This window comes from Herpetosiphonaceae bacterium, from assembly GCA_036374795.1.
Lineage (GTDB): Bacteria > Chloroflexota > Chloroflexia > Chloroflexales > Kallotenuaceae > LB3-1.
In genome coordinates, this window is the sequence record DASUTC010000316.1 from 44,749 (window position 1) to 50,994 (window position 6,246).

Below are 6,246 nucleotides of genomic sequence, written 5' to 3' on the forward strand. Positions count from 1 at the left end.
TCGCGCCAAACACTCAGGAGAGCTGGCCGTAGTAGACTAGCGTATCGTACTCGAACGCGACCTGGCGATTGACCTGATGCGCCTCGAAGATCACGCGCAGCTCGGCCAGCATCGGCTGGTAGCTGGGATGATCGGCGTCGGGTGTGTAGGAGGACGAGAGCAGCCGCCCCTGCACGCCCGCGAAGTCGAAGACCTGCGTGTTCTCGAAGCGCGCCTGCTGGAAGCGACCTGCGGCGAAGAACGCGGCGAGCACATCGTGATCGATCCGCTTGTGATCGACCGTCGTATAATCGGTGCCATACGTCAACAGCAGGCGCTCGTACGACTGAAGAAACGGCGTGCTGTCGGTCCGACGATCGTTCCAGATCAGCACGATCCAGCCGTCGGGCCGCAGCATGCGCTGGCACTCGGCGCGGAAGCGGTCGCGATCGAACCAGTGGAACGCCTGGCCCGCCGCGACAAAGTCCACGCTGCGATCGGCGAGCGTCGTTGCCTCGGCGGTGGCAGCTACGCTGGTGAAGCGCGGATAGCCCTGGAGCAGACGCTCGCCCGCCGCGCGCATCTCGGCATTGGGCTCGACGCCAAAGACGCGATTGCCGTGCTTCAGAAATAGCTCGGCCAGAATGCCGGTGCCGGAGCCAATATCCGCGACGATCGAGCTGCTGGTCAGGCGACACTCCGCCTTGAGCAGGTCGATCACCGCCTCAGGATACGTCGGACGATATTTGATGTAGTCCTCCACCCGGCTGGAGAAACGCTTGGTCGAGTCGCTCATCGTTTCGAGTTCCAAGTTCAAAGTTTCAAGTTCAAAGGTTCGCGTTGTGGCCCTCATCCAATCGCCGCCCAAAGGGCACCCGGCCACCCGTGCCCCACGCTGAGGCGGGCCTCCGCGTTCGCGGCCTGCGGCAGAGGAGTGGGGAAGAATCTCGACCCATTTCTTGGTTCCTCCCCTTTGTTCTTTGTTTGTCTCTCCCCTTGTTCCGTTGTTCTCTTGTTCCCTTGTTCCGTTGTTTGAGTTTATGATTAACAGAGGAATCGTGTCAAGGATCGTCGGGCAGGCTATTGCTCGAAGCAGAGGAGGCGAACGGCTATGCCATCAGCGCAACACTACGACGCGATCGTGATCGGGGCTGGACAGGCGGGCGGGCCGCTCTCGACCGCGCTGGCGCGTTCAGGCAGGAAGACCGCGCTGATCGAGCGCGAGCATGTGGGCGGCACCTGCATCAACGAGGGCTGCACGCCAACCAAGACGATGGTCGCGAGCGCGCGCGTGGCCTACCTGGCCCGTCGCGCCGCCGACTATGGCGTCCAGACCGGCCCGGTGGCAATCGATCTGAGGAGGGTCAGGCAGCGCAAGCGCGACATCGTCGAAAGCTTCCGATCGGGCAGCCAGCGCCGCATCGAGAGCACCGACGGCGTGGATCTGCTGGCGGGCGAGGCCAGCTTCACCGCTCCCAAAGCGATCACGGTGCGGCTGGCGGATGGCGAGGAGCGCGCGCTGACCGCCGATCTGGTGTTTATCAACACCGGCGCGCGTCCGGCGCAGCCATCGCTGCCGGGGCTGGAGCAGGTGCCGACGCTCGACTCGACATCGATCATGGAGCTGGACGCGGTGCCCGATCATCTGCTGGTGCTGGGCGGCGGCTACATCGGCCTGGAGTTCGGCCAGATGTTCCGGCGCTTCGGCAGCCGCGTCACGATCGTGCAGCGCGGGCCGAAGCTGCTCGCGCGCGAAGACGACGACGTGGCCGAGGCGGTCGCCGACATTCTGCGCGAAGACGGCATTGAGGTATTCCTCGACACCGAGGCCCTGCGCGTGGAGCAGGCCGACGAACAGATTCGGCTGATGGTCCGCACGCCCGACGGCGAGCGCGCGCTGGCAGGATCGCACTTGCTGGTCGCCACGGGCCGCACGCCGAACACGGAGCGGCTCAACCTGCAAGCGGCGGGCATTGCCGCCGACCAGCACGGCCTGATCCAGGTCGATGAGCGGCTGGAGACGAACGTGCCGGGGATCTACGCGCTGGGCGATGTCAAAGGTGGCCCGGCCTTCACACACATCTCATACGACGACTTCCGCATCATTCGCACCAACCTGATCGAGGGCGGCAAGGCCACGACCAACGGGCGATACGTGCCCTACACCGTCTTCATCGATCCTCAACTGGGCCGCGTTGGGCTGAGTGAAGACGAGGCCCGCAAGCAGGGCCGCACGATCCGCGTCGCCAAAATGCCGATGAGCCACGTCGCCCGCGCGCTTGAGGTCGACGAGACTCGCGGCTTTATGAAGGCGATCGTCGACGCCGAAACCGATCAGATCCTTGGCGTTACGATCCTGGGCGTCGATGGCGGCGAGGTGATGGCTCAGGCGCAGATCGCGATGATGGGCCGACTTCCGTACACCATGCTGCGCGACGCCATCTTTGCTCATCCAACCCTGGCCGAGTCGCTCAACAATTTGTTTATGTCAATGGACGAGTAGGCCGCTTGTCGATTGATTGACACCGTCCGGGGCGTATTGCGACACGCCCCGGAGCACGCCGCCCCGCCGATCGCGCAGGGAATAACAAATGCTGTACTACCATCGCAATCATTCGAGCGCAGGCGCATAGATGGAGGACATGTGTGGAACTAGCGATGATCGGTTTGGGCAAGATGGGCGGAAATATGACCGAGCGGTTGCTGCGGGGTGGGCATCGCGTGGTCGCCTACGATCGCAACCCTGAGGCGGTGCAGGCGGCGGTCGCCGCCGGAGCAGTTGGCGTGGCCTCGCTTGAGGAGCTGGTGCGACAGCTCGGCAGCCCGCGCGTGATCTGGATGATGGTTCCGGCGGGCGCTCCCGTGGACGCGACGATCGCGGCGCTGCAACCGCTGCTGCAACCGGGCGACATCCTGATCGACGGCGGCAACTCGCTGTACAAAGAAACCCAGGCCCGCGCGGCGCAGCTTGAGCAGCACGGCATCGCCTACATCGACGCGGGAACGAGCGGCGGTATCTGGGGTCTGCGCGAGGGCTACTGCCTGATGGTCGGCGGCCCCCGCGCAGCCGTCGCGCACGTCGAGCCAATCATGCGCACGCTCGCGCCTGAGGGCGGCTACGCACACGTCGGGCCGAGCGGCGCTGGGCATTTCACCAAGATGGTCCACAACGGCATCGAGTACGGCCTGATGCAGGCCTACGCCGAAGGCTTCGAGATCTTACAGGCAAAAAGCGAGCTGGGCCTTGATCTGCACCAGATCGCGGCGCTGTGGAACCACGGCAGCGTGATTCGCTCCTGGCTGCTGGAGCTGGCCGAGCGGATGTTTGCCGACGAGCCCGACCTCGCCTCGATCAAAGGCTGGGTCGCGGATTCGGGCGAGGGGCGCTGGACGGTCCAGGCGGCGATCGAGCAGGCGGTGCCCGCGCCGGTGATCACCCTGGCGCTGATGCAGCGCTTCGCGTCACGGCAGGACGAGTCGTTCGCGGCGAAGGTCGTCGCGGGGCTGCGCCACCAGTTTGGCGGACACGACGTTAAGCGCGAGACGTAGCGGCGACGAGACGCACATGCAGCGCGGCGCTGTCGCACATCAGCGTTGAGGCGAGCAGCGATGCGCTGGCCCAATTAGGAAGCGAGTGGCTCCAGTCGCGGGAGAGACGACCGGCAGCGGTTCGCTTCGGGCGGCAAGATCCTACTCCTGATCGTCGAGGGGCGGCGCAGGAACCAGCCGATCGGGGTGCGTTCCATGCTGGGTGAGCAGATGATCGACCAGCTTCAGCAGCGTTTCGAGATCGAACGGCTTGGTCAGCACATGCACATCCAGCATCGCAAACGCCGATTGCAGCACATCGACGTGCCGGAGCGCGGCGCTACAGATCACGATCGGGATCGTCGCCGTGACGGGTTGCAGCCGCAGCGCTTGCAGCGCGTCCCAGCCGATCAGATGGCCGTCGAAGAGCAGATCGAGAACGATCAGATCAGGGGCAATGCGGGCAATCGTGAGTGGGTCGAACCGAGGGGTAGACTGAAGAATAACCTCGTAGCCTTCGTCTTGAAAAAGCGCCTGATATAACGCCAGGAGCGGAGGACTATCCTCGATCACAAGAATTCGCGCCGTCATACCTATCTTCCTTGTACATCGCCCGCCTGGAGCGCAGCCGGAAGGTACATCGTCGAGCCAACGAGGCCGACTGGCACGCTGTGGCTCGCCACGCTCGACGCTACCACGTTCTTACCAGTTCCATCGTGCGCGCGCGTGTGTCAGCAATTATACCGGTAAGCGCTGTTATAACAGGCTACCACACACACTTCAATCAGACATTGATGCGATCGGTATCGAAGTACCATGTGTGGCCTAGACCTCGCACGTGAGCCTGGTTCTCTTTTACAGCGGGGCTATAGAAACAATAACGAGTCCTCATTTGCGCCCAGCCGCTGCATCTGGTATAATGCGCGAGTTGTTGAAATGGTTTGGCTCCTCACGTTGCCTCGGATCGATCGTATCTGTGATCCTTCTCCCGCGCTCGTTGACTCCAATCCCTGAGACAATTTGAGTATCTTTAGTTTTGGAGTAGCAAGCAATGAGCTTTGCAGACAAGACGTTGACCTGCCGCGACTGTGGCATGGGATTCACCTTTACGACCGGCGAGCAGGAGTTTTACGCGCAGAAGGGCTTCGACAACGAGCCAACCCGGTGCGCAAACTGCCGCCAGACGCACAAGCAGAGCCGCAACGGCGGTGGCGGCTACAACAGCCGTGACAGCTATGGCGGTGGCTACAGCAGCCGCGACAGCTATGGTGGTGGCCGCGAGCAGCGCGAGATGCACACGACAACGTGCTCATCCTGCGGACGCGACGCGCAAGTGCCGTTCGTGCCGCGCGGCGACAAGCCCGTGTACTGCTCGGATTGTTTCCAGAGCCAGCGCTCGAATCAGCGGAACGACCGCTGGTAAATTAATAATCTGCTTCCGGCGAATAGCAAAGCTTGCCGAATTCGGCAAGCTTTGCTGTCTGTATCGCACCAGCCGCGCCGGACGCTTCGATATGCTCAAGACTATCGGCTGGGGCGCATAAGGAAGATATGACCTTTTCAGATTTTACACTCCATCCACGCCTCCAGCACGCTATTCAGAGCGCAGGCTTTGTCACGCCTACGCCGATCCAGGCGCGCGCTATTCCCGTCGGCCTTGCCGGTCGGGACCTGATCGGCACGGCGCAGACGGGCACCGGCAAGACTGCCGCGTTTGTGCTGCCGATCTTGCAGCGCCTGCTGGACGATCCGCGCAAGCTGGGCCGGACCCGCGCGCTGATTGTGACGCCAACCCGCGAGCTGGCGGAGCAGATCTATACCACGATCCGCCTCTTCAGCCAGGGCACCAAGATCCGGTCGGCCACGGTCTACGGCGGCGTCGGCATGAATCCCCAGGATCGGGCGCTGCGTACGGGCGTTGAGATCATCGTCGCCTGTCCCGGTCGCCTGCTCGATCATATCGATCGTGGGGCGGCAGCGTTGCAGGGCGTCGAGATGCTGGTGCTGGATGAGGCAGACCGGCTGCTGGACATGGGCTTTCTGCCTGCCGTCAGGCGGATCTTGAGCCACCTGCCGCGCGAGCGCCAGACGATGCTCTTCTCGGCGACGTTCGCGCCTGAGCTGAACCAGCTCACGGCCCAGGCATTGCGCAATCCCGCGCGCGTGGACGCGGGGATTAACACGCCGACCAAAACGGTGGCGCATGCCCTGTATCCTGTGCCGCAGCATCTAAAGACTGTGCTGCTGCTGCACCTGCTGCGCGAAACCGACACGAACTCGGTGCTGATCTTCACTCGCACCAAGCATCGCGCCAATCGGCTGGCCGAGCAGATTCAGCGGGCGGGCTACGCCACAGCGGTGCTCCACTCGAACAAGTCGCAGAACCAGCGGCAGTTCGCGCTCGATAGCTTCCGCAGCGGCAAGGCGCAGATTCTCGTCGCTACCGACATCGCGGCGCGCGGCCTCGACATCGCCACGATCTCGCACGTGATCAACTACGACATGCCCGATACGGCTGACACCTACATCCACCGCATCGGTCGCACGGGCCGCGCCGAGCGCGAGGGCGACGCGCTCACGCTGATGACCAGCGAAGACGCCGTGACCTGCCGCGAGATCGAGCGCGCGCTCAAAGCGCCGATCGAGCGACGCACGCTGCCGGACTTTGACTACAGCGTGCCCGCGCCGGTGCTCGACCAGAGCGCGGCGCGGTCGCCGCGCCAGCAGCCGCAGCGGAGC

At 63.6% G+C, this 6,246-nt stretch carries 6 protein-coding genes; 4 read left to right on the top strand and 2 right to left on the bottom strand.

The annotated features are described in order from the left end of the window. Window positions 1–13: 13 nt before the first annotated feature. Complete coding sequence (locus VFZ66_24690; GenBank protein HEX6292407.1) at window positions 14–775, bottom strand: class I SAM-dependent methyltransferase; 762 nt, start codon at window positions 773–775, stop codon at window positions 14–16. Window positions 776–1,090: 315 nt separating this feature from the next. Between VFZ66_24690 and VFZ66_24695 the strand changes: the two genes are divergently transcribed. Then, window positions 1,091–2,482: a mercuric reductase gene (locus VFZ66_24695; GenBank protein ID HEX6292408.1), complete on the top strand. Its 1,392-nt coding sequence runs from the start codon at window positions 1,091–1,093 to the stop codon at window positions 2,480–2,482. 143 nt (window positions 2,483–2,625) lie between these two features. Next, window positions 2,626–3,528: a decarboxylating 6-phosphogluconate dehydrogenase gene (gnd, locus tag VFZ66_24700; GenBank protein HEX6292409.1), complete on the top strand. Its 903-nt coding sequence runs from the start codon at window positions 2,626–2,628 to the stop codon at window positions 3,526–3,528. A 141-nt stretch (window positions 3,529–3,669) separates the two neighbouring features. Here the strand turns inward: gnd and VFZ66_24705 are convergent, their stop codons facing one another. Continuing rightward, entirely contained in the window at window positions 3,670–4,098 is a 429-nt protein-coding gene (locus tag VFZ66_24705; GenBank protein HEX6292410.1) for a response regulator, read from the bottom strand. 460 nt (window positions 4,099–4,558) lie between these two features. Between VFZ66_24705 and VFZ66_24710 the strand changes: the two genes are divergently transcribed. Next, window positions 4,559–4,930 (top strand): zinc-ribbon domain containing protein, encoded by a 372-nt coding sequence (locus VFZ66_24710; GenBank protein ID HEX6292411.1) that lies wholly within the window; start codon window positions 4,559–4,561, stop codon window positions 4,928–4,930. A 128-nt stretch (window positions 4,931–5,058) separates the two neighbouring features. Continuing rightward, the coding region (locus tag VFZ66_24715; protein HEX6292412.1) for a DEAD/DEAH box helicase at window positions 5,059–6,246 on the top strand (1,188 nt) is incomplete at its 3' end.